Origin of the sequence: Bradyrhizobium sp. JYMT SZCCT0428 (assembly GCF_018131075.1) — a bacterium.
Classification (GTDB): Bacteria; Pseudomonadota; Alphaproteobacteria; order Rhizobiales; family Xanthobacteraceae; genus Bradyrhizobium.
The window spans coordinates 82,373-104,721 of record NZ_JAFCLS010000005.1 but is presented as its reverse complement, the minus strand read 5'-3'; the positions used below and the strand labels follow the sequence as shown (position 1 = coordinate 104,721).

Annotated in this window: 15 protein-coding genes and 1 pseudogene; 12 read left to right on the top strand and 4 right to left on the bottom strand. The window is 64.6% G+C overall.

Annotated features, from left to right (window positions below):
- Window positions 1-276: 276 nt before the first annotated feature.
- Entirely contained in the window at window positions 277-1,788 is a 1,512-nt protein-coding gene (locus JQ575_RS06835) for a PLP-dependent aminotransferase family protein (protein ID WP_212032470.1), read from the bottom strand.
- 613 nt (window positions 1,789-2,401) lie between these two features.
- On the opposite strand from JQ575_RS06835, the gene JQ575_RS06830 reads away from it, so the two are divergent.
- The 10 genes from JQ575_RS06830 (at window position 2,402) to JQ575_RS06785 (ending at window position 16,212) form a co-directional block, all read left to right on the top strand.
- A complete protein-coding gene (locus JQ575_RS06830) occupies window positions 2,402-3,361 on the top strand; it encodes a helix-turn-helix domain-containing protein (RefSeq protein WP_212032469.1) in 960 nt (319 codons plus the stop codon).
- 271 nt (window positions 3,362-3,632) lie between these two features.
- A complete protein-coding gene (locus JQ575_RS06825) occupies window positions 3,633-5,657 on the top strand; it encodes a hydantoinase/oxoprolinase family protein (RefSeq protein ID WP_212032468.1) in 2,025 nt (674 codons plus the stop codon).
- A 4-nt stretch (window positions 5,658-5,661) separates the two neighbouring features.
- Window positions 5,662-7,623 (top strand): hydantoinase B/oxoprolinase family protein, encoded by a 1,962-nt coding sequence (locus JQ575_RS06820; RefSeq protein ID WP_212032467.1) that lies wholly within the window; start codon window positions 5,662-5,664, stop codon window positions 7,621-7,623.
- Between the two features lie 107 nt (window positions 7,624-7,730).
- Complete coding sequence (gene torT, locus JQ575_RS06815; RefSeq protein ID WP_212032466.1) at window positions 7,731-8,828, top strand: TMAO reductase system periplasmic protein TorT; 1,098 nt, start codon at window positions 7,731-7,733, stop codon at window positions 8,826-8,828.
- 90 nt (window positions 8,829-8,918) lie between these two features.
- A complete protein-coding gene (locus JQ575_RS06810; protein ID WP_212032465.1) occupies window positions 8,919-10,457 on the top strand; it encodes a sugar ABC transporter ATP-binding protein in 1,539 nt (512 codons plus the stop codon).
- Complete coding sequence (locus JQ575_RS06805) at window positions 10,454-11,473, top strand: ABC transporter permease (protein WP_212032464.1); 1,020 nt, start codon at window positions 10,454-10,456, stop codon at window positions 11,471-11,473. The genes JQ575_RS06810 and JQ575_RS06805 overlap by 4 nt, the downstream gene beginning before the upstream one ends.
- Window positions 11,466-12,479: an ABC transporter permease gene (locus tag JQ575_RS06800; protein WP_212032463.1), complete on the top strand. Its 1,014-nt coding sequence runs from the start codon at window positions 11,466-11,468 to the stop codon at window positions 12,477-12,479. The genes JQ575_RS06805 and JQ575_RS06800 overlap by 8 nt, the downstream gene beginning before the upstream one ends.
- Window positions 12,476-13,351: a xanthine dehydrogenase family protein subunit M gene (locus JQ575_RS06795; RefSeq protein WP_212032462.1), complete on the top strand. Its 876-nt coding sequence runs from the start codon at window positions 12,476-12,478 to the stop codon at window positions 13,349-13,351. Before JQ575_RS06800 ends, JQ575_RS06795 begins: the two co-directional genes overlap by 4 nt.
- Before the next feature lie 24 nt (window positions 13,352-13,375).
- Window positions 13,376-13,834, top strand: a complete 459-nt coding sequence (locus JQ575_RS06790) for a (2Fe-2S)-binding protein (protein ID WP_212032461.1) — start codon at window positions 13,376-13,378, stop codon at window positions 13,832-13,834.
- Between the two features lie 14 nt (window positions 13,835-13,848).
- Window positions 13,849-16,212 (top strand): xanthine dehydrogenase family protein molybdopterin-binding subunit, encoded by a 2,364-nt coding sequence (locus JQ575_RS06785; RefSeq protein WP_212032460.1) that lies wholly within the window; start codon window positions 13,849-13,851, stop codon window positions 16,210-16,212.
- A gap of 174 nt (window positions 16,213-16,386) precedes the next feature.
- On the opposite strand, the gene JQ575_RS06780 is transcribed toward JQ575_RS06785, so the two are convergent.
- Window positions 16,387-18,312 carry an FAD-binding monooxygenase gene (locus JQ575_RS06780; protein ID WP_212032459.1) on the bottom strand — a complete coding sequence of 642 codons (1,926 nt, stop codon included), beginning with the start codon at window positions 18,310-18,312 and terminating at the stop codon, window positions 16,387-16,389.
- A gap of 128 nt (window positions 18,313-18,440) precedes the next feature.
- Here JQ575_RS06780 and JQ575_RS06775 point away from each other — a divergent pair, with 128 nt between their 5' ends.
- Both JQ575_RS06775 and JQ575_RS06770 read left to right on the top strand, forming a co-directional pair.
- Window positions 18,441-18,923 carry a MarR family winged helix-turn-helix transcriptional regulator gene (locus JQ575_RS06775; protein WP_212032458.1) on the top strand — a complete coding sequence of 161 codons (483 nt, stop codon included), beginning with the start codon at window positions 18,441-18,443 and terminating at the stop codon, window positions 18,921-18,923.
- A 236-nt stretch (window positions 18,924-19,159) separates the two neighbouring features.
- Window positions 19,160-19,990 (top strand): annotated as a pseudogene (locus JQ575_RS06770) (LysR substrate-binding domain-containing protein); the annotation flags it as partial.
- An 87-nt stretch (window positions 19,991-20,077) separates the two neighbouring features.
- Here the strand turns inward: JQ575_RS06770 and JQ575_RS06765 are convergent.
- Window positions 20,078-21,535, bottom strand: a complete 1,458-nt coding sequence (locus JQ575_RS06765) for an amidase family protein (RefSeq protein ID WP_312015892.1) — start codon at window positions 21,533-21,535, stop codon at window positions 20,078-20,080.
- Window positions 21,536-21,542: 7 nt separating this feature from the next.
- A complete protein-coding gene (locus tag JQ575_RS06760; RefSeq protein WP_212032457.1) occupies window positions 21,543-22,346 on the bottom strand; it encodes a xanthine dehydrogenase family protein subunit M in 804 nt (267 codons plus the stop codon).
- Window positions 22,347-22,349: the final 3 nt, after the last annotated feature.

Genomic DNA, 22,349 nt, shown 5'->3' with positions numbered 1-22,349 from the left:
AAAGATAGGCCGCGCCGATCAGTAGCTTCAACGAGACTCCACGATCTGTCATCATCACCCTGCTTCCCCTGTGAAGGCCACCCGGGTGAATTTGTGACAGACCGGTCGAGCCATCGCATAGAGCCAGAGTTGCCGCAAACAGGTAGGCCAGCCACTCAAGCGCGGCGCCGCTCTTCCGAAGTCTTCTGCATCAATCCGGGCATCGATGCTCACGGAAGATGCACACTCGCCGCCCCCGGAGCCGCGACTCCGATGGCTCAAGCTGATCTGCTGCAGCTATGAAGCCGGGCCACTGAGGCACGCGGCCATTTTGGATATCAACCGGCGTGCATCCTCTGTGTGCAGCCGCCCATATCCTAACACCAATCCCTGTTGCGTGGGTTCGCCGAGATAGTTCTGCGACAGCGGCTGCACGTGAATGCCGGTTTGCAGCAGGAGCTTTACCGCCTCTGCATCGGTCATCCGGGCCCGCATTCGATCGGTGAAGAAGGCGACCAAATGGAGCCCGGTCGCCGCGGATGACACGGTCAGATCATCAGGCATCAATGTGGTAATCGCGTCGATCAAGGCAGCCCGCCGCGCGGCATAAACCTTCCGCATTCGTCGCAGATGTCTCAGCAGGTGGCCTTCCCGCATGAATTCCGCCAGTGCCACCTGCCCGATCCCCGATGTGTGGACATCGATCCGGGCGCGACCTTTCGAGAAGGCCCTGATGAGACGTTCGTCGGCGATCATGTAGCCGATGCGCAAGCTCGGCATCATCAGCTTCGAGAATGTCCCGAGATAGATCACGCGTCCGTCGCGATCGAGCGACCGCAGCGAGGCAATCATGCTGTCCTGGTGCCTGAACTCCGAATTGTAATCATCTTCGATGATCCAGGCGTCATTCCTGTTCGCCCAGTCCAAAAGCTCGAGCCGCCGCTCAAGCCCCATGCTGACGCCGATCGGGTATTGATGCGACGGCGTCACGACCACGAGCTTGGCATTCGGCGCCAGCCGAATGCCCTCGGGAACGCAGAGGCCCTTGTCGTCGACAGGCACAGGAATGAGTCTCGCGCCGGCCGCGGTCAGCGTCCAGCGGGCTTCGACGAACCCGGGCTCTTCGACCCATACCTCGTCGCCCTGGTCGAGGATCATCCGGCTGCAGAAATCCAGCGCACCTGACGTGCCGGAAGTCACGGCCACATTGCCCGGCGTGCAGACCAGACCGCGGACCGATCCGAGGAAATTGGCGATTTCGCTCCGCAATACCGGATGCCCCTCGGGCGGAAGGTCCAGACAGTCGGAATTTTTGGGATTCTGCCACGCCTGCCGCAGCAGCCTCGCCCATTCCTTGAACGGAAAGCTGGAAACATCCGGCGCACCGGGGCTGAATTCGGACTTCCAGTTGGTATCGTAATCGAATGCCAGCAGCGACCGCCAGCGATCAGAGACGGGGCCAATCTCGATAGCACTTGAATCCTCTCCCGACGAGGACACCGCCGCCGGCGCCGGGCTCGCTTGCGCCTGCTTGACCGATGCTACGGTGACGCCTCCACGCGGGGTCGATTCCAGGTAACCTTCGGCATAGAGCAAATCCCACGCCGCCAGAATCACCGTTCGTGAACAGCCCAGTTCGCGCGCGATCTCCCGCGAGCCGAGAAACTGCGTGCCGGCCGGAAGCACCCCCTGCAGAATGCCGTTCCGGAGATGCGCAGCGATCTGCAGGTGGATCGGGACCGCTGAAGCGCGATCGATATGCATGCCGGCGATCGACACGCGCCTCTTTTGGGGGCGGGATTTTTCCATAGGCGAAGGATTTAACTTTGAGCGCGGCCAACCAGCAAACCGCAGTCTTCATATACACATTCTTGCAACGATCGACGCGCCGCTGATACCCCAGCACGTTCAGGTCGGCCTGCGCACGCTGGATGTTGCTCGATTTTCTCTGCCCTCCCGGTGCACGCATCGTTCACACGCCGCCTTCTCGCTCCAATGCATCAAGGGGACGACCGAGAAAGCGATAGTCTCGATATTTCAGCGACTTATATTACTCCCTCAATGCGACGAACCGCGGTGATTTATCTGCGCGATCGCGAAGGACTTGCGCGGCCTGCCGCCGGCGGCGAACCGGACTCCGTCCGGGAGGTTGTCGCTGACCGCTACCTCCATCCTTCGGTTGTCTTGATCGAAATTGAGCACGCGCGGCCTAAAATATCGGCTTCCCCTTGTATTGGACTTGACGTCATCCTGCCGCCCTCGCCAAGCTGACGACGGCAGCAAAGGGAGTGCAGCATGCGTGCGGCCATCGGAAAATCGGATCGACGATGTCTTCGCAGTCGTCACGGCATCGGCACGGCCGATGGTCCTGGTCAGGAGAGAACCTAAGACCCCGTAGTCGACGGCAGTGACGGAGCGCAAGATGCAGACCACTTTCGCGACCAACGACATTCCTGCCCAGCACCGCCGCCAGTTCTGGGAGAAGGCCGTCTCCGACATCTACTACTCGCTGGACCTTCGTTTTCTCGGAGGCCATGACTTCCACGGCAAATTGGGTGCCTGGTCGCTCGGGCCGGTTTCGATCTCCCGCAACGTCTGCGACGGCCTGCTCTACAAGCGGCACGAGCGCCACCTCGTCAATGAACGCGAGGAATGCTTCCTGATCACCGTGCCCGAGCTCGCCGAGATCCGCTTCGAGCAGGACGGCAAGGACATCCGCTGCCGACCAGGCGCCTTCCTGATCGAGCGCAGCCATTTGCCCTATGAGTTCAGCCACCACGATCCCGCCGCGCTCTGGGTGCTGAAAATCCCAAGCGCCGTGCTGCGCGGGCGGATCTCCCGCCCCGAACGCCTCGCGACCCTGCAGTTCGACGCCAGCCGCAGCGTCGGCGCACTCTTCGTCGATACGCTGCGTCTCTCCGGCGAGCGCATCGGGGAAATGGACGAGACTGCCCGAACCATGATGGGCAAGCATCTCATCGATTTGCTGGCGATGGCGGTCGAGTCCGACGAGCGCGTGCTGGCGGGTCACTCGTCCACGATCCGCAATGGGCATCTGCATCGCTGCGAGCACTTTATCCGTACACGCCTCGACGACATGCGGCTGACACCGCAGACGGTGGCGGACGGTTGCGGTATTTCTCTCAGATATCTGCACCAGATATTCGAAGGCGAAGGCGTCACCGTGAGCACCTATATCCGCGCCCAGCGCCTGCTGATGTGCGATGCCATGCTGCGCGATCCGCACTGCCGCAAGAGCATCTCCGAAATTGCCTATCATTGGGGATTCGGCGACCAGGCGCAGTTCAGCCGCAACTACCGCGGCCGGTTCGGCTGCACGCCGAGCGAGGCGCGGGCGGCGTCGCGCGCAGCCAATTCATGAAACAATGAAGTGCCTGTCCGCCTCCCGATCCGCCCCCTGGTTGCTTCCTTGGCAGACTGGAGTCGGCGCGACGGTTGAGCCGTTCGTGCTCTCTGGCACAAATCTTCCTGCGCTCAGCGTCAAGAGCTCGCCGACTGCCTGCCTATAATCCTCGCGACATCTTCGAAATCCGCCGGTCGAACGGGCCGTCTGCGGCAGCCGGATCATCGATCCGGCTGCCTGAACCGTCGTCCCGACCTCGCCCGGCACGCGTTGGAAAGGAAGCCGTATCGTGCAAAATCTTCGCGTGGCCGTCGACGTCGGCGGCACCTTTACCGACATCTGCATCATGGACGAGGCCACCGGCCTCATCCGCATCGAGAAAACATCCACGACCCGGGATCCCATCGAGGGGATCATGGGCGGCGTCTCCAAGGCCGGCATCGATCTGTCGAAGGTGGCGCTGTTCTCGCACGGCACCACGGTTGCGACCAACGCACTGATCACGCGCCGCCTTCCGCGCACCGCCGTGGTGTCGACCGAAGGCTTCCGCGACGTCATCGAAATCCGGCGCGCCAACAAGGAAGACCTTTGGGACACTTACAAGGACGTCGTCAAACCCTACGTGCCGCGACGCGACCGGCTGACCGTACCCGAACGCGTCGATGCGGCCGGCAAGGTGATCCAGCCGCTCGACACTGACGCCGCGCGTAAGGTCGCGCGCATTCTGAAGCGCCGGGGCGTCGCCGCGATCGCGGTCTGTTTCATGAACGCCTATCTCAACGGCGAGAATGAGCGCGCGATGCGTGACATCCTGCTGGCGGAGATGCCGGACATTCCGGTGTCAATCTCCTCGCAGGTGCTTCCCGAAATCTTCGAGCACGAGCGATTCTCGACGACGGTCGTCAACGCCGTCGTCAGCCCGGTCGTCGTCAGCTACACGAGCCGCCTCGGCGATCGCCTTGCCGACGAAGGCTACACCCGCGATCTTCTGCTGCTGCACACCGGCGGCGGCGTCATGACGCCGGCGAGCGTCAAGGATTTCGCCGCGCGCCTCGCAGGTTCCGGCATTGCCGCCGGCGCCATTGCCAGCCGCTACATCGCGGGCCTCTGCGGCTTTCCCAATTCGATCGGCCTCGACATGGGCGGTACCTCGACCGACGTTTCGCTTGCCTATGGGGGGCAGTCACGCATCACCAAGGACTGGTACATCGAATACGGCTACCCGATCCGCTTTGCGTCCATCGAGGTGCTCACCATCGGCGCGGGCGGAGGATCGCTCGCCTGGACCGATCCGGCCGGCTCCTTGCGCAACGGACCGCAATCGGCCGGCGCCTATCCAGGCCCGGCCTGTTACGGCAATGGCAATGCGCAGCCGACCAATACCGACGCCAATGTCACGATGGGTCGGCTCGGCACCAGCCTGGCCGGCGGCAAGGTGATGCTCGATCCCGAGCTTGCGCGCAAGGCCGTCGAGGATGGCGTCGCAAAGCCGTTCGGTTTCGGCTTGCACGAGGCTGCGGATGCGATCCTCAAAGTTGCCAACGCCAACATGTCGGATGCGGTAAGGCTGATCTCGATCAGCCGCGGCTACGATCCGCGCGACTTCGCGCTCGTCGCCTTTGGGGGCGCCGGCGCTCTGCACGGCGTCGATGTCGCCCGCGAACTCGCGATCCCCGTCGTGATCGTGCCGCCCAATCCCGGCGTGACCTCGGCGCTCGGATGCCTCCTGGTCGACATGCAGCACGACTTCTCGCAAAGCTGCATGGTCGGCGCCGACGAGGCCGATTCCGCCGACATCGAGGCGCAGTTCGCCGCACTGGAGAAGGAAGCGCTGGCGCGGCTGACCCACGAAGGCGTCGCCCAGCAGGACATCGTGCTGCAGAGGTCGATCGATATGATGTATCGCGGCCAGTGGCGGTCGCTCGCCGTCAGCGCGCCGCGTCCGATCGGTGCGATAGCCGACCTCGTCAAGAGCTTCCACGCCGAGCACCAGCGCGAATACAATTTCCGCCGCGACGATTCTCCCGTCAGCTTCTTCCGTCTCAATCTGAAGGCTGTCGGCATCGTGCCCAAGGCCGAGTTCGCCGTGCACAAACCCACCGGAGCGATCCCGGAGCCGGTCGACCGGCGCCGGGTGTGGTTCGACGGCAACGGGCTCGACACGCCGGTGTTCCAGCGCGACGACCTGCCCTGCGGCTTCAGCTTCCAGGGCCCCGCGATCATCGAACAAGTCGACGCGACCACCGTGGTGCCGCCCGGCGCCAGCGCGGAAGTCGACAAATACCTCAACATCATCATCCGCGTGAAGGAGTGAGCCGATGGCCGGCAATCTTGCGCTCGACCCCGTAACCTTCGAAGTCCTGAAGAACTCCTTCATCACCAGCGTCGACCAGATGGGCGAGCAGGTGCTTCGGACCTGCTATTCCTTCGTGATCTACAACCGCGATTTCTCGAGTGCCCTGCACGATGCCAGGGGCGAATGTGCCGCCCAGGGCAATCAGGACATCGCCGTCCACGTCGGAACCCTGCACTTCACCTGCCAGGACGTCATGCGCCATTTCGAGGGCGATATGCATGAAGGCGACGTCTATGCGATCAATGACCCCTATGCCGGCGGCACGCATTTTTCCGACGTGCGGCTAATCCGGCCGATCTTTGCCGACGGCAAGATCATCGCCTTCAGCCAGTCGAACGGACACTGGTCCGACGTCGGCGGCAGCGTGCCCGGGTCGTTCGACGTCGCCGCCCGCGAGATGTTCCGCGAGGGGCTGCGCATCACCCCGGTGCGCCTGTTTGACAAGGCCGGCCTGCGCAGGGACGTCGCGCACCTGATCGCCTCGAACACGCGCGACCCGGCTTCGATCATTGGCGACATCCAGGCGCAGGCCCAGGCAACGCAGGTCTGCGAGCGCGAAATCCTTCGCCTCGTCAACAAATACGGCCGCGACACCGTCGAGACGGGACTTGCCGCGGTGCAGGACTATGTCGAGCGCTCGGCGCGCCAGCGCATCGCCGCGCTCCCGGACGGTGAATGGGAGACCGTCGACTTCATCGATCGCGACCCCGCCGGCGGCGAAGGGATGATCCCGATCCGGATCAAGATGACGATCAAGGGCGACCGTGCGATCTATGATTTCACCGGCAGCCATCCGACCATTGGTTCAATCTACAATTCGGCCTTCGGCGCCACCTTCTCGGCCGTTGCGGCGGGCATGAAGACCTTCTTTCCCGACCTGCCGCTCAACTCCGGCTTCTACCGTTGCTTCGACATCATCGCGCCCGAGGGCTCGATCGTCGATGCCAAATGGCCGATTGCAGTCACCGGCTTCCTGATGCCGTTCGAGAAGATCATGAACTCGATCTACGAGATGTGGTCGAAGCTGATGCCGGAGCGCGCGCTCGCCTGCGCCTTCAATCTCGAGTATCTGCTCACCGGCGGTCTCGACGCCCGCAGCTCCGACAAGCCGATCTTCATGTTCTACGACTGGCTGCCGGGCGGCTGGGGTGGACGCAACGGCAAGGACGGCAGCAACGTCACGACCGCCTGCTTCGGCACCGGCCTGATGTCGCAGCCTGTCGAGGGCCAGGAGCGCGCCAATCCGATCCTGACCACCAAGTGCGAAATCCTCACGGACTCACCCGGCCCCGGCAAATGGCGCGGCGGCGCAGGGGTGGTGAAAACCTCACGGATGCTGCAGGCGGAGAAGACGGTGATCTCCTATATCTGCGACCGCGAGCGCGCCGTGGTCTGGGGCATTGAAGGCGGCCTGCCTTCGATGCCGCATGGCCTGACCCTGCATCGCGCCGGCGCCGCCGCCGAAGAACGGCTGGGTTCGATCTTCTCCGACGTGCCGATCGGCGAAGGCGACGTATTCTCGCGCCCCACCGCCGGTGGCGGCGGGTTCGGCGATCCGCTTCTGCGCGATCCGCGTCTCGTGATCGAGGACATCAAGGACGACTACGTCTCGGTCGAGCGTGCCGCCAAGGACTACGGCGTGGTTGTGCAAACCATCGACGCCGAGCTGTGCGAATATGAGATCGACAGGGCCGCCACCGATGCACTCCGCGCCAAGATCAGGGCCGAGCGCGTCGCCAAGGCGCGGCTCGACCCGGAAGTGGTGGCGCAACGTTTTCGCAGCGGCGCGATCGATACGCTCGACGTGATCCGCCAGCACGCCGTGATCCTCGACTGGGGCACCGGCGCTCTCCTTCCTGAATCCACGCGTCAGTTTCGCGAGGTATTCGAGCGACGCTCGGTCGCCAATTGGGCCGCGGACTAATCCCCGCCGGCAACCGCGTCGCCCACGGGCGGCGCGGCGCGCGCATGCAAATGGGGAGCCGAACTCGTCGGCCCTCGCCCTTTCATTCGAACCATGAGGATAGAGCTATGACCAGTACGACGCGCCTTCCCGTCAACCGGCTTCGGCCGATCCGCTCCACGCTCTGCATCGCCGCGGGCCTCGCACTTGCGGCGATCTCGCCCGCCGCGGCCGAGACGCCCTGGTTTCCAATGAAGGTCTACGACGCCTCGTCCGGCACACCGAAGCCGGCGGAGTACACACCGCTGCCGAAGGCCGAAAAGCCCTACAAGCTCTGCGTGCTGTTCCCGCATATGAAGGACAGTTTTTGGGTGGCGGTCGCCTACGGCATCGTCAAGCAGGCCGAAACGATGAACGTCAACATGACCCTCTACGAGGCCGGTGGCTATGAGAACCTGCCGAAGCAGCTCTCGCAATTCGACGATTGCATGGCGAGCGGCGCTGACGCGATCATTGTCGGTGCGATATCCGGTGCGGGTCTCAGCAAGAAGTTCGAGGAAGCCAAGGCCAAGGGAGTGCCGGTCGTCGGTGTCGCCAATCCGCTTCCGCCCAACGCCCTGCCCGCCGCGATCTATGTCGACTTCGTCGCCATGGGCGGGGTGACCGGCGAAGGCCTGCTGGCGCAGGCCAAGCCCGACGCCAAACTCAACATCGTGACATTCCCGGGTCCGGCCGGCTCGGGCTGGGCGGAATCCTTCAATGAAGGTTTCAAGAAAGCGGTGGCGAAGAATCCGAACGCCAAGGTCCTTGCCGAGAAGTTCGGCGACTCCGGCGTTGCGGTCCAACTCCAGTTGATTCAGGACGCGCTGCAGGCCTATCCGGGCATGAACGTGATCTGGGGCACCGCACCCACCGCCGAAGCGGCGATCGGCGCGGTCGCGGAAGCCAGCCGCAGCGACATGAAGATCATGTCCTCCTACGAGAACCAGGCCATGCTCGATGCACTGAACCGCGGCGACGTGCTCGCCTTTGCGACCCAGTACCCGGTCGGCGAAGGCGCCGTCTCGGTCGATCAGGCGGTGCGCCTGATCGAGAAGAAGCCCGTGATGAGCCTCGCCCAGCCACTGGCCTCGGCGGTCGACAAGACCACCGTGCCGAAGCTGCAGATGGGCCTCGTGCTGGCGCCCGGAAGCTGGAAGCCGGTCTACTCCGTCAAGGCCAAGTAAAACCTCAAGTAAGACCTAAGTAAGCCCCGGCAACACACCGGCGGGAGACAAGCGCTCCCGCCCGCTTACCGGCCGCCTGCGGAGACGGGGATGGATGTCGACATCGACTTGAAGCAGACTGGGCCCCTGCTCGCATTGCGGGGGATCTCAAAACGATTCTCCGGCGTCCGTGCGCTCGACCGGGTCGATCTCGATGTCCGTGCCGGCGAGCTGCATGTGTTGTTCGGCGAGAATGGCGCCGGCAAATCGACCCTGATCAACGTGGTGTCGGGGACGTTTCCGCCCGACGAAGGCACATTCCATTTCGGCGGCGAGGAAATCCGCCACCTCACGCCGCAGCGGGCGCGCGCGATCGGCATCAGCCCGGTGTTCCAGGAGTTCTCGCTGGTTCCAAGCCTCACCGTGGAGGAGAACCTGTTCCTCGGCCGCGAAGTGTCGAGCCGCGGCGTGCTGCGGACGCGCGAGATGCGCAAGCGGGCCCGGGCGCTGATCGACGAACTCGGCTTCGACCTTGATCCATCGCAGCGGGTTGACGATCTCTCCCGCGCGCACCAGCAGATGACGGAGATCGCCAAGGCGCTGCTCGGCCGGGTGCGCCTGCTCATCCTCGACGAGCCGACCGCCTCGCTGACGGAGCGCGAGACCGGACGGCTGTTCGAGTTGATTGCGCGGCTGAAGAGCCAGAATGTCGGACTGATCTATGTCTCGCACCGCATGCGCGAGATCCGCGCGCTTGCCGACCGCGTGACCGTGTTGCGCGACGGCCGCCATATCCGCACCCTCGATGCCGCCACGTCGACCGACGGCGAACTGGTCGAACTGATGACCGGCCGCAAGATCGACCTGCTGTTTCCGACGATCGCGCACAAGCCGGACAAGGTCATGGTCGACGTCGAAAACCTCACCTTGACCGACGGCAGCGTTCGCGACGTGAACTTCTACGCCCAGGCGGGCGAGATCACCGGCATTGCAGGCCTCGTCGGCTGCGGCAAATCGGAGCTGATCCGCGCCATCTACGGGCTTGAACCGATGGCTTCGGGCGTGGTCCGGATCGATGGCTTGCGTTACGAATTCCCCACACCGCGGCGCAGCCTGAAGCACGGCATCGCCTATTTCCCCGCCAACCGGATCGCCGAAGGGCTCGCGCTGTCGCGTCCGATCCGCGAGAACGCCTCGATGACCGGGCTCGACCTACCTGCCTTCGCCCGCTTCGGCGTGCTGCGACAGGCTGCCGAGCGCATCACGATCGCCGGCATCATGGAGCAGTTGCAGCTCAGGCCGCCCAACATCGAGCGGACCGCAGGCGCGCTGTCCGGGGGCAACCGCCAGAAGGTCATGCTCGGGCGCGCGCTGACGCGCGAGCTGACCGTCTTCCTGTTCGACGAGCCGAGCGTCGGCATCGACGTCGGCGCCAAGCTCGAAGTCTACGAATTCATGAAGCGTCTCGTCGAGGCCGGCGCTGCGGTCATCGTGGTGTCTTCCGAATTGCCGGAAGTGCTGGCGCTCTCGAACCGGCTCTACGTCATGCACCATGGCCGGGTCGCCGCCGAGCTGAAGGGCGCCGAGAAGACCGAGCAGAACGTGCTTGCGAGCTTCTTCCGGGATCACCTTGCGGCGGAGGTGGCATGAGCACGATCCTCACCGCCACCCCACCTCGGACGACGATCGGCTCCGGCCGGTCGATCGTCGGACGGATTGGATTGCTGCCGGCGCTGCTGGTCGCGCTCGTCGCCGGCATGTCGGCGATCGATCCCCAGTTCTACGGCATCCTCAACATCCTCAATATCCTGCGCAACGCGTCGTTTCTCGCGATCGTCGCCTGCGGCCAGGCGCTGGTGATCATCGCGGGCGGTTTTGACCTCTCGGTCGGCGCCGTCGTCGCGCTCGCCAGTGTGGTGACCGCAAAGACCATGGCGGCCGCGGCAGCGGCGTTTCCCGGCAACAACGCCCTCATCATCGCAAGCGGCGTCGCGGCGGGGCTCGGCTGCGGACTGCTGGTCGGGCTCGTCAATGGCTTCTGCGTGGCGAAGCTCAAGGTCTCGGGCTTCGTGGTGACGCTCGGTACGATGTCGGCGACTGCCGGCGTCGGCCTCATGATCACGAGCGGCATCCCGGTCTACGGCATGCCCGAGGCTTTCGTAAAAGGTTTTGGGCGTGCCCAGGTGTTCGGCCTGCCGACCGCTGTCTACCTCGCACTCGCCGTCATCCTCGTGACGATGTTCGCGCAGCGGCGAACCTTGTTCGGCCGCTACGTCTATGCGATCGGCGGCAACGTCGATGCGGCCGTGGTGTCCGGTGTATCAATCCAGCGCCACATCGTCGGCACCTACGTCCTCTCCAGCGTGCTCGCCGCCCTCGCCGGCATATTACTTACCGCGCAGGTCGGCTCCGGCCAGGCCAGCTTTGGCGGCGACCGCATGATGCTGCAGTCGATCGCCGCCGCCGTGATCGGCGGCGTCAGCCTGCGCGGCGGCGTCGGGCGGGTCGAGATCGTCGCCATCAGCGCGCTGTTTCTGACCATCCTCGGCAACGCGCTCAACCTCCTGCACATCGACTCCCGCCTGCAGCCGGTTTTCCTTGGCGTCATCATGGTAGCGGCGGTGGCGCTGGACGAACTCAGCCGACGGAGGAAGTCCCGTGTCTGACCTTGAATTGTCGGTCGCCGCCAAGGACACCGGTCACACGAGATGGCTTCCGGCCGAATGGCTCTGGCGCGCGATGCTGCCGATCGCACTGGTCGTGCTGCTGCTCGGCTTTGCCGCCGTCGACGGCCGCGTGCTCTCTCCGGCCAACCTGCTCAACATCGCCCAGCAAACCAGCTATCTCGCACTCTTCGCCATGGCGCAGACTGTGGTCATCCTGACACGCGGCTTCGATCTTGCCCTTGGTCCGACAGTATCGATGGTCAGCGTCGGCACCGCGCTGGCGATGGCCGGCGCCACCGCATCGGGCCACGACACGACCACCGTCCTGCTCGCCGGACTTGGCGCCGGATTCGGCCTCGGCATCGCGTGCGGCCTGTTCAACGGTGTGGTGATCGCGCTGCTCGGCGTGAACCCCTTTGTCGCAACCCTCGGCAGCTACAATATCGCGATCGGCGTCGCGACGACGCTGTCGGCCGGACGGCCCGTGCAGGGCGTACCTGGCACGTTCTCGCAGATCTTCTACGGCGGCAACATATTCGGTGTCCCTGCCGCCATCGCGATCACCGTCGCGATCGGTGTCGTGCTGCAACTGATGCTGGCGCGTACCGTGTTCGGCCGCTCGCTCTACATCATCGGCACCAACCCGCGCGCCGCAGCGGTGGCGGGCTTGCCGGTGAAGCGCATCCTGGTTCTCACCTATGTGCTGTGCTCGGCCCTCGCCGCCCTCGGCGCCATCATGATGACGGCGCGCACCGGCTCGGGCGAACCTAATCTCGGCGGCTCGCTGTCGCTGCAGGCGATCGCGGGCGCCGTGGTCGGCGGAACGAGTCTCGCCGGCGGACGCGGCGGGGTCGGCACCGCCGTGCTCGGCGCCCTGTTCGTCACCATCCTCTCCAACGGCATGAATCTCACCCGCATCGACGGCTACGTCCAGATGGTCGTGCTGGGCGCGATCGTCATCATCGGCGTGCTGCTCGATCGTCTGCGACTGGAGCGGCGCCAATGACGACTAATCCCCTCCTGCAAAGCGGTCCGCCGGGATCGTTCTACATCGCGCCCTCGCTGCCGGCAGCACTCGATGCGCTGAGCGACTACGGCGCCGCCGGCGCTACCTTTGCCGGCGGCACCTGGATCATGCGGTCTCCGATCCGGCACGAGCAGCTCAAGCCGCACTATGTCGCGATCGGGAAAATCCCCGAACTGAGCGCGATCCGGATCGGCACTGAGGCGATCGAGATTGGCGCCGCGGTCACACACGCGGCGTTGGCGGCGGCTTTGGCCGGTCTCCCCGAGTTCGGCGTGCTCACAGCGGCGGCCGGCCGCGCCGCCAATCCGGCGATCCGCGCGATGGCGACGATCGGGGGCAACCTCTCGGCGTCGGCGTTCGCCGCGGCGGATTGTGTGCCGGCGCTGCTCTGCCTCGACGCCGAGGTCGAAATTGCCAGCCGAAGCGACCGCGAGCGGATCAGTCTGGAACAGTTCCTCAAGATGCGATCGAGCCTCGCACCCGGCCGGCTGCTCACGCGGATCGTCGTACCGCGGAGCGCGCGCAGGACCGCGCATGCACGCCTGCCGCTGCGCCAATCGGGCGACTACCCGGTCGCCATCGTCAGCCTCGCGGTGGATGTCGATCCGGCAAACCGTGTGCAGGCCGTTCGGATCGCCGTCGGTTCGATCGAACCGGTCGCGCGCCGCTGGGTCCGGCTCGAAGCGGCGTTACTCGGCCACGTGCTGGATCCGGCACAGGCTACCGAGGTCGCAGCCGAACTGGTCGATGAATTCACCGGCCGCGACAGCGTCGAGGTGCCGGCCTGGTACCGCGTAAGCGTGTTGCCAAGCCTTGTGCGTCGCGCGGCCATCGCCGCGCTTGGCAGTTGAGCGCCGATGATGATGGAGGTGAACATGGCCCTGACCCTGAACGTCAACGGCGATCGTCGCGGCTTCACCGCCGATCCCGTCACGCCGCTGGTCGACGTGCTGCGCGAGCAGTTTCACCTGACCGGCGTCAAGCCGGTCTGCCGCGAGGGCTTTTGCGGCGCCTGCATGGTGCTGGTCGACGACAGGCCCACTTTGTCTTGTCTGATGCCCGCGGCGCTCGCGCAGGATTGCGAGGTCCGCACCGTCGAGGGCCTCGCAGCAAACGGCACATTGAATCCGATCCAGCAGGCGCTCGAAGCCTGCGATGCCGTGCAATGCGGCATGTGTTTTCCCGGCATGGTGGTGACTTTGACGCATCTGATGAAGGCAACGCCCGGCGCAACGCGCGACGACGTCCGCTCCGCGCTGACCGGCAACATCTGCCGGTGCACCGGATATGAGAGCATCGTCGAAGCGGCCGTGCGGGCGCTCGCCGCGACATGATGGGAGGCCCAGCGATGGCCGACGTTTCCGCAACAATGGATTTCCGACGCTGCGATGCCGGTGACAAGCTGCGCGGCCACACGCGCTACACCGTCGATCGCTATCTACCGGGCATGTTGCACGCCGCGGTGCTACGCGCCACCGTCCCCTCGGGACGCATCGTCTGCCTCGACACCGCCAAAGCCGCGCGCATGCCCGGCGTGCGCGCGGTGGTGACAGCCGCCGACGCGCCCGGCAAGATCGGAATCGGCATCGCCGATCATCCGCTGTTTGCTCGCGACGTGATCCGCTACGACGGCGAACCGCTGGCCGCCATCGCCGCCGACACGTTTGCCCAGGCCCAGGCGGCCCTCGCGGCGATCGAGGTTGAGATCGCGCCCGTGACGGCCGTGCTCACCATGGCAGAGGCGCTTGCGCCTGACGCGACGCTCGTTCATCCCGGCTGGCGCGATCATGAGATCCTGCTTGAGGGCGGGGCACGCGAAGGTAACGTCGCCTGGGAAGCGACAGTGGTCCGCGGCGATGTTGATGGTGCCTTCGCAAGACCAGACGTCGAGATCATCGAGAGCGCCTTCCGCGTCGGCCGCCAAAACCATGTCGCCTTCGAGCCGCGCGCGGTGGTCGCAAGCTACGAAGACGGCCGTTTCCACATCGAGACCTCGACCCAGGTACCCTGGGGCATCCGCAACGCAACCGCACGGCTGCTGGGTGTCGCCGCATCGCAGGTGCGCGTCACGGTGCCACCGGTCGGCGGCGGCTTCGGCCTCAAATTCGATCTTGCGGTCGAACCCTTCGCCGCCCTGCTTGCCCGCGCCAGCGGCCGGCCGGTCCGGCTGGTCAACTCGCGGGAGGAGGAGATGCTGACCTGCCTGTTCCGCGAGAATGCCGAGATCCGCATTCGCTCGGCGGTTACACGCGAAGGCGAGATCGTCGGGCGCGAAGCCGTCGTCCTGATGGACTGCGGGGCGTATGGCGGAGAGCAGATCTTCCTGACCACCATGACCGCGCACACGCTCGGCGGCAACTACCGGCTCGGCGCGGTGAGGATGGTCTCGCGTGCGGTCTACACCAACACCGCTCCGAACGGAGCGTTCCGCTGCTGCAACGGCGTCTACAACACCTTCGCGCTGGAGCGGCACACCGACGAGATCGCCGCCCGGATCGGCATGGATCCCCTCGCCTTCCGCCGCCGCAACGTGCTTGGCGATGGCGATCTCGGCGCCACCGGCCAGGTGTTCGAGGGCGACGTGCTCGGCCCGATGCTCGCGCGGATGGACACGCTGCGAGACGCGGCCACCCCGCCCCGCAAGCTTGCGGACGGTCGGCTGTTTGGCCGCGCCACCACGGTCGGAACCTGGTTCGTCTTTGTCGGTCCTTCGGCGGCAACCGTGAACATGAATGCCGATGGCACGGCCACGCTCGTGACGTCAGGCGTCGAGATCGGCTCCGGCTCGATGATGCAGAGCCTTCCCCAGATCGTCGCCAGCACGCTCGGCATCGACCCCGAGAAAGTGATCGTGCGCGCCGCCGACACCGATGCGGCCGGCTACGATGTCGGCGTCGGCGGCGGCCGCACCACGGTCTCGCTCGGCGCAGCCAGTCTATCGGCCGCGCAGGAGGTACGCACAAAGCTGCTCAAGGTCGCCTCCGACATGATCGAGGCAGCACCGGAAGACCTCGCGATGCGCCAGGGACGTATCGAGATCGCGGGCGCGCCCGGCTCGGGCCGCACGGTCGCCGAGGTCGCGACCCGCGCCCAGGCCCAGATCGGACCGGTCTCCGGCACCGGCGCCTTCACGGGAGCCGGCGTGCCGGCGATGCCGGGATGCGTCGCCGGCCACTTCATCGACGCGATCGACATCCCCGTCTTCGCTGTCCATGATTGCGAGGTCGCCGTCGACGGCGAGACCGGACATGTCGAAGTGCTCAACTATCGCGTTGTCCAGGATGTCGGCCGCGCGCTGAACCCGCGGGCGATCCAGGGCCAGATCCAGGGCGGCGTCGTGCAGGGACTGGGCTATGCCTTGCACGAAGAGGTGACGATCGGCACCAACGGCCGCGTCAACCAGAGCGGTTTCGAAACCTATCGCGTGCCGCTGGCGCTCGATGTCGTGCCGGTCGAAATCAGCCTCTACGAAGGTGCGCCGTCAATCGGACCGCTCGGCACCAAGGGTGCCGGCGAAGTGCCCATCCTCAATGTCGGCGCGGCCATCGCATGCGCGGTCGCTAACGCAACGGGCAAACGCGTCCAGGAGCTGCCGCTCACGCCTCCGCGCGTGCTCGAACTGCTCCTCGACCAGAAGCCAGACCTCTCGCTGCCCCACATTGCCGAAGACTGGGCGGACAATCTGGTGCGTCCGCACGGTACTACCGGATAGAATTGAACGAAGACTGCGATCGCAGCTTGCTGCCAGGCGTCCCCTTGGCAGGTGAGCAAGCACCAATTTCAGGACGAGATAAGAAATGCAGCGTGCTCAACAGCCGCTGCTAGACGCAGCTCGAGACGCACGACGAAGACGTCCTCAAAACTTCAATTCGGGCGCTGGCTGCGTTCAGTCCGGTTGGGTCATGAAGCCGTCGAAGAATGTCGTCAGCAGCCCATAGCCATCGAGCGGCAGAACGTGCGCCACGTACTGGTCGGGCCGTACAAGCACCATGCATCCCCGTTCTCGATCGATGCCACGCATCGTGAAGATATCGTTGCCGCCTGTCAGGTCGGCGCAGAACATTTTCTCGTAGTCGCGAAGCCCATAACGTCCCTTCCCCGGCAGCAGGAAGGACGGCATCGCTTCGATGGTAAGCGCGTGATGATGTTGCTGGAAAACCGCGCGAACATCGATCACCGAGTCGATGTCCTCGTTATCAGGGGTGTATTTCCGCACAGGAGAGGCCTCCGCCTCGCCGAGGAAGTCGCACAGGGCCCGGATGCCGGAGTTGGACGCCGCGGGATCCTCCGCGCCGGCAAAGGCAAAAATGCGCCAGCGGCCGTCCGCCTTGACCGCGTGGCCGAGGTGAACCGGCTTGGCGTCGGCCAGCCGGACGACCGGCGCGGAATGAAAGCGCATACCGATCGTCAGCCCCTCAGCCAGATGCTGATGGGTTGGCTCGCCGGTCAGGATCGAGGGCCGGTAACGGGCCGCGGTTCCCGCGGTGTAGCGCCCGTGCCTCACGAAATAGCGCTGCGTCTCGGCCGGATCGAACCCCTTACTCGACGCGAGCAAGGCGGCCCATTCGCGGTCGAAGTCGATCAGTTCCTTGGCGATAGCCTGGCGTTCGGCCGAATAGCTGTGCAGGAGACTGGGTGCACAGCGCTGCCGCAACACCGAGGCCAGCTTCCATCCGAGATTGAAGCCGTCCTGCATCGATACGTTCATGCCCTGGCCCGCTTTCGGGCTGTGGGTGTGGCAGGCGTCGCCGGCAATGAACACACGCGGCAGACGTTTCGCAACCTCCGCTTCCGGCACGTCATCGAACTTGTCGCACAGGCGCTGGCCGATCTCATAGACCGACCACCACGGAACCTCTCTCACGTCGAGCGAATAGGGTTTGAAAATGCGCCGCGCCGCCGCAATCAGATCGTCTGCCGTGATGTTGCGACTGGAAACCCGCTCCCCGGCATCGAGCTTGTCCAGTTCGATATACAGCCTGAAAAGATAGCCGCCTTCCCGCGGGATGATGATGATGCTGCCGTGGTTGGCGGACTGTATCAATGACTTGAAGCGGACATCCGGAAAGTCGGTGACGGCCAGCACGTCCATGACGCCCCAGGCATGATTGGCGGAGTCGCCGCGCAGCGTTCGGCCGATGCTCGTGCGCACCGTGCTGCGCGCGCCGTCGCAGCCCACCACATAGCGCGCCTTGATGGTCTCGATCTGTCCTTCGTGCGCGGAATCGAGCCGTTCGAATCTCGCGGTCACCTGATGGGGACCGGCGTCGTCGCCGGAGGTCGCCGCAGGGTCGATTTGAAGATCGCGCAGGCGCCGCGCATAATACGGCTCGAGCCGCGAGGGTGATTTGCGCATGATTTCGAGGTAAAAATCATGCACCCGCGCCTGGTTCAGGACCACGTGCGGAAACTCCGACAGCCCGTCTTCGGTGTCCTGCACTCGTCCGCTGCGGACGATGTTGTCGGGCTGCGCGGGGTCGGGCTTCCAAAAGGTCGTCTCGTTGATCCAGCAGGCTTCCTTCAGCACACGCTCGCTGAAGCCATAGGCTTCGAACATCTCCATCGTGCGGCAGGCAACGCCATCAGCCTGGCCGCGGAGCAAAGGATCCGGCTTCTGTTCAACGATGCAGGTCTTGATATCGGGAAAGGCGGACAGTTGAGCCGCCAGTGTCAGCCCGGCCGGACCGCAGCCGACGATGAGGATGTCGACCTCCGCCGGAATGGCGCCGGCAGATCCTGACGCAACAACCCGTTGTGCAGGGTCTCTGATCTCGGGGTCGCCGGGTTCGAATCCGTTCAGATGAAATTGCACGAAACCCTCCCCGCGCCTGACGCGACTTCCGAGCCGTCAGCTTGCTGGGGCTCCAAAAAGCCGTTGCCGAATTTAATCAGTATGCTTATTATCAGTATACTTGTCAAGCGAGCAGCTGGAGGGTTTTGGTGACTGAGAACGACGACAAGCCGGGGCACCTGGCGCGCCGGTTCCAGCAGATTGCGGTGGCGGTCTTCCATGCCGCGGTTGAGGAAGCCGGCTATGATCTCACCCCCGTTCAATACGCGGCGCTCACCACCATCGGGACGCAGCCCGGAATCGATCAGGCGACGCTTGCCGGGTTAATCGCCTATGACCGGACGACCATCACCGGCGTTGTGGATCGGCTGGTGCAGAAAGGCTTGCTGGTTCGGCAGGCCAGCCGCACCGACAGGCGCGCCCACGCGTTGCAGATCACCGATGAAGGACATCGGACCCTCGACGGGATAGAGCCGGCCGTCGAGGCCGCGCAGCGGATCATATTGGCTGGCCTGTCGAATGCCGAGGCCGCAACACTCATGCGGCTGTTGCGCAAGGCCATCGCTGCGGGCAATGAACTAAGCCGCGCGCCGCAGCAAACGGCTTTGACAGATACCGCCAGAAAGAAATAGCTTTCGTTCGTCAGGCCGCGACGACAAGAAGCCCACGGTCCCCCTGCTCGCACCAACTGCTATCTTTTTTGGCTTACTGCTTAATCTGTAACCGCTGGCGCCGCACATCTTTCGAGAACGGGACGCTGCGCTCTACGCCAGTCGTAAACACACCTTTCTCTTTACCAGGCTTCCCAATCTCCCACCCAAGCACGAAAATTGCATAGAACGGCCCTGCCTGCACAGCGAGCAACGCCATGAACCTGATCAATCTGGACATCCGCATGCTGCGTTCGCTGATGTCGGTCGTCGAAACCGGCAGCATCACGGAGACCGCGCGGCGGCTTGGTCGGACGCAACCCGCGATCACGCTTCAGCTACAGCGGCTGGAGGAGCTCACCGGAAAGGCGATCTTCATCCATGAGGGCCGACGGCTGTTTCTGACGGCGGAAGGCGAGACAGTCCTGAGTTACGCGCGATCGATCGTCGGATTTCACGACGAAATGTTGTCGCAACTCGCTTCTCCGGACATCGAAGGTCACGTGGTGCTCGGTACCCCGGACCTCTATGCCGCCTTCATGCTCCCCTCGATCCTGAGGATTTTCCGCAAAGCCTTTCCGCGCGTTCAGCTGGAGCTGAACTGCTCACTTTCAACACCCCTTGTCGGATGCGTGAAGCGCGGCGAAGTCGATATCGCGGTGGTAACCCGCATGAACGATTTCACCGGCGGACAGGTGGTGCGGCAGGAGCAATTGATCTGGATGACCGGGGAGCAATCCACGGCACATAACGAAAAGCCGATTCCCCTGGCGCTGCTGCCGCCGGGCAATATCTTTCGCGACCATGCGATCGAGCGCCTGGAAGCATCAAGACTCCGATGGCGCATTGCCTGCGTCAGTCCCAGCGTCGGCGGTTTGCAGGCCGCCGCATTCGCCGGCATGGCGGTCACCGTCCTCGGCCGCTCCGCCCTGGTGCGCAACATGCGCGAGATCGGCGAAAAGGAAGGGCTGCCGCCTCTGCCTAAAGTCGATCTCCTGCTGTATAAATCCCCGACCGCGACATCAAAGGCCGCGAGCGCCCTGCACGACTATCTCGCGCACTATCTCAATCTCGAAGACGAACTCCTGCTGGGCAAGGAGCTTCCGCTATCCGAAAACGACAGCAGCGCGGGCCGATCAGCTCATCTGGGGCCGAAACTCGGTCCAGGGCCGCGCCCGCTCGAAGGCGGCGGCGATGCGGAAGATGAGCCCCTCATCGAGCCAAGGCGCGATAATCTGAAGTCCAATCGGAAGCCCGTCGCTGTCGAAACCGCAAGGAATCGTGGCGGCCGGCAGCCCGGTCAGATTTATCGGCCAAGAGAACGGCGACCAACCTAGGTGACGGTCGACGGCAACGCCGTCGACTTCATCGACCCCAAGCGCACCGGCCGGAAATGCCGTCACGGCCACCGTCGGCGTGACGATCGCATCGACCTTGCCAAACATTTCCAGGAACGAACCGCGCAGGCTGTTGCGGCGATAGCTGGCCTCGACATATTGGACGCCGCTATAGGCCGCGCCCTTTGCCACGACGTCACGGTAGTCGCCATCCGACCCTGCGAGCGCGCTGGCGTCACGGGCCGCGACGGCTGCGGCCTGCTCGGTGTAAGCGATCGGCTTCAGGATACGTTCGAGCATATCAGGTTCGAAATGAACGCAATCCGGAACGATGCTGGCGCCAAGTGAACCGAGCGTCTCAACCGCCGACTGGAATGCCTTGCGAATTTCGGGCGCCACCGCCGCATAGCCGAAGTCGACACTGCTTCCGATCCTGATCCCGTCGAGCTTGACCGGCGCCGCATCAAAGCTGCGCTCCGGCACCGGCAGGCTGGCGGCATCGCGCAGATCGTGGGCCGCGATCACTTCGAGAAGCAGGGCCGCGTCGGCGACCGTACGCGCAATCGGTCCGGTATGAGCGAGCGACGCCCATGACGGTGGCGAGAAGCCCGGCGACCTCGGAACCAGCCCGAAGGTCGGCTTGATGCCGACCACGCCGCAGAAGGAGGATGGCACGCGTATCGATCCAACTCCGTCGGTACCGATCGCGAGCGGCCCGCATCCGGCAGCGACCGAGGCCGCGGCCCCGCCGCTCGATCCACCGCTGGTCCGTTTCGTGTTCCAGGGGTTGCGCGTAATACCGGACACCGGGCTGTCGGCCGTCAGCTTGTAACCGGATTCGCATGTCGTGGTCTTGCAGGTCACGATTGCACCTGCCGCTTTCAACGCCGCAACGACCGCGCCATCGACGGTCGGCACCAGATCCCTGTTGGCGGGCGCGCCCCCGAGCGCGCGCACGCCGGCGACATAGACGAGGTCCTTGATACTGACCGGCACGCCGGTCAGTTTGCCTGCCGGCTGCCCGGCGGACCAGGCGGCCGTCGCCACGTCAGCCGCCTTGCGCGCCTGATCATAGGTCTCGGTCACGACCACGTTGCAGGATGCATTGGTCAGCTCCAGTGCGGCAATCACATCCTCGATGACGTCGCGCGGCGTGAACCGCCTGGTGCGATAGCCCTCCAGCAATTCAACGGCTGACAGCCTGGCCAACGCATTGGCTTCAATGGCGCCGTCGGCGCGGGCCTTACCTGCTTTCACGGCAACCTCACAACGTCTGGAGAGCGGCCGCTATGGCCTTCTTTGCCATCACAGTCACGAGATGGGCGCGGTATTCCGCATCCGCGTGGATATCGGAGCTGAGGTTTTCCGGACTCACCCTGATGGCCGCGATTGCAGCCGGCGTGAACGAGCCTTCGAGCGCGGCTTCCATCGCTCCGACGCGAAACACGCCAGGCCCCGCCCCGGTCACGGCGACCCGGACCTTTCCGGCCTTCTTCACCGCGCAGACGCCGACGACCGCATAGCGCGACGCCGGGGATTTGAACTTGGCATAGCCGCCGGCCGACGGCACCGGGAAGCGCAGCGCAATAATGATCTCGCCCGGTTCGAGCGCCGTTTCAAACAGCCCGCGAAAGAACGCGTCAGCGGCGATCTCGCGGCGATCGGTCACCACAATCGCATCCAGCGCGAGCACGGCGGCTGGATAGTCGGCCGAAGGATCGTTGTTGGCAACCGAACCGCCGATCGTGCCGCGGTTGCGAACCGCGGGATCGCCGATACCGGCGGCAAGGCTCGCCAGAAGCGGGATCTTGCTGCGCACCAGTTCTGATTCCGCGACATCGACATGCCTGGTCATCGCGCCGATGGTCAGGACATCGTCCTTGAACGAAATCCCCGACATCTGCGGGATCTTCGACAGGTCGATCAATGCTGCCGGCGCCGCCAGCCGCTGCTTGATGGTCGGCAGCAGCGTCATACCGCCGGCCAGCGGCATGCTGTCGGCGACACCGCCAAGTAGCGCCGACGTCTCGTAGAGCGTGCTCGGCCTGTGAAGTGCAAATGATCTCATCTC